This is a genomic window from Mesorhizobium sp. M7A.F.Ca.CA.002.05.1.1 (assembly GCF_003998335.1).
GTDB lineage: Bacteria > Pseudomonadota > Alphaproteobacteria > Rhizobiales > Rhizobiaceae > Mesorhizobium.
Genome location: NZ_RZQI01000849.1, coordinates 1 through 2,544 on the forward strand (window position 1 = coordinate 1; position 2,544 = coordinate 2,544).

Below are 2,544 nucleotides of genomic sequence, written 5' to 3' on the forward strand. Positions count from 1 at the left end.
GCGTTGACCGCAACCGGACCCGAGCTGTTGTCGACCGAGGCATCCGGCGTGAACGCGTAGGACCCGTCCGCCTTCACCTGGATGCTGCCGGCGCCGATGTCGATCGACTGCGAGTAGCCCGTGCCGGCATTGAAGATCAGCGGCGTGCCGTTGACATGCGTCACCGTCGCGCCGTCGGCACCAGCGACGAAGTCCAGTGTTCCCGTCACCGCCGGAGCACCTTCCGCAACCGCCTGCGAGGCTTCGTTCGATGCCGTCGGCACGTCGTCGGACACCGTCACATTGACCGTGCCGGTCGCCTGGTCGCCGTCGCTATCGGTGGCAACCACGCCGACTTGGCCCAGATTGACCAGATCGTCGAGATTGATGCCGGGATGGGCATCGTAGTTGTTGTTCAGCGTCGCCGTCACCGTCGCCACATTGTTGGCAACCGACAGATCGAGCGTCACCACGGTCACGGCGCCGTCCTTGCCGACGACCTGGGTGTCCGACACCCGGGTCCAGGTCAGGTTGGCGCTGTTCAGCCCGCTCAAATCGGTGCCGAAGGCGATCGAGGCGATCGCATCCGAGCCCGGCGTGAAGGTGATCGAGTTCAAGGCGGAGTCCGGACCGGCCGGCGTCGAGCCGTCGCTCAGGTTCTGGTCGTCAAGCGCCAGCGTGATCGGAGCCCCAGCAACCGGGCCTGCGCCGTCGGTGATCGTGAAGGCGATGTTGGCCGTCGACGTGTCGAGGTCGCCGTCCGTCACCGTATAGGTGGCGTTGACCGCAACCGGACCCGAGCTGTTGTCGACCGAGGCATCCGGCGTGAACGCGTAGGACCCGTCCGCCTTCACCTGGATGCTGCCGGCGCCGATGTCGATCGACTGCGAGTAGCCCGTGCCGGGATCGAAGGCCAGCAGCGTGCCGTTGACATGCGTCACCGTCGCGCCGTCAGCGCCAGCAACGAAGTCCAGTGTTCCCGTCACCACCGGAGCACCTTCCGCAACCGCCTGCGAGGCTTCATTCGCTGCCGCCGGCACATCGTCGACTATTTTGACGGAGAGCGTGGCGTTGGCGCTCTGCAGATCCTGGTCGGTCAACGTGACGGTGAAGTTCTCGAACAGGTCGTTGGTGCCCTGGACGGCGGCATGCGCCTCATTGTCGAGCAGCGTATAGATGTAGCTCACCTGGCCGGTAGCGGCATTGTAAGCCGTCACATTGAGCGTGTTGCCAAATGCGGTGGTGAAGGAGCCCGCCGTGAACACGCCATTGGTAATGAAGGCGTTGCCGTCGATCGCCAGTGAGTTGATGCCGTCGGGAGAGGAGACGGTGAAGGTGCCGGCGCCGGTCTCGGCCGTGCTTGCCGGATCGGACCCAGGCCCGCCCGGCGTGCCGATATTCAACGCCGCCTCGTTGACGACGACGTCGCCGCCGATGGCCTCCGGCGTCAGGTCGGTGATCACAGGCGTCGAGTTGCCGATCGAAATCGTCAGCGTGGTGTGCGAGGTGTCGCCGTCGCCGTCCTTGATCGTGTAGGTGAAGACATCGTTGACGCCGCCGGGCGTGCCGGCAGCGCGCACATAGCTGTAGGAGCCGTCCGCCAGCAGTGTCAGCGTGCCGTAGCTGCCCTGGATCGGCGCGTTCAGCGTGGCCGCATTGTCGACATCGGTGTTGGTGTTGCCGGCCTGCACGCCAACCACAGTTGCGCCATCGGCGCCCTTGGTGTCGGCAACCCCGTCCGTCGCGTTGGCGTCGCCGGCATCTGTTCCGCCAACCAGTACATTGCCTGTCGCCGGGCCAAACTGGCCGGCCGCGATGCTGTCGGTATCGGCAACCGCCGTCGGCACGTCATCGACGATGGCGACGGCAAAGGTGGTGCTGGCCGAATCGCCGTCAACGTCCGTGACTGTGATGCTGAAATTGTCCGGAACCGTGTCGTTGGGATCGAATCCGTTCGTCTGATTGGGATGAGCGACTGATTCGGTCACCGTGTAGTTGTATTCGATGGCACCGGTGCTCGGATTGAAGGAGACGATCGTCAGGAAGCCGAAATCGCCCGGGATCTGCTGGCCGACGCCGGTGACGGTGACGCCGTTGATGACGATCGAGCCAATTCCATCCGGCGCGTCGATGCTGATCGTTCCGATGCCGGAGGTCTCGGCGTTGCTTGGCGCGTCGCTGCCGGGAGATTGTGTCTGGCCGCCATTGAGGCCGGTTTCACTGGCCGCTTCGGTCGGGGCAAGCAAGGACGTGGCCGTCACTGAAACCTGCCTGTCGACGATGGACGGGAACAGTTCGCGCCGCTCCAGGAGTCCGAACTGCAAGGCAGTCGGCGGCAGCAGTGCCGACAGGTCGAACCCGTCGCCGATACCGCCGGGGGGAACCGAGAAATCTCCGCCTGCGCTTGAATTCGAACCGCCAGGACCGGCCGACATGGAACCGTCGGCGCCGAAGGCGACATCGACATGGCTGGCTTCCAGCGCTGCCAGCAGCGCAACGCGCGGCACCTCGACGTCGCCGATGATGAAGGTCGGCACGTTGAGGGCGCCGTCCTTGATCACGATC

1 protein-coding gene is annotated in these 2,544 nt (G+C 64.9%); it reads right to left on the reverse strand.

What is annotated here, in order from left to right; genetic code table 11:
• The coding region (locus EN939_RS38250; protein WP_206528370.1) for a beta strand repeat-containing protein at window positions 1-2,544 on the reverse strand (2,544 nt) is incomplete at both ends.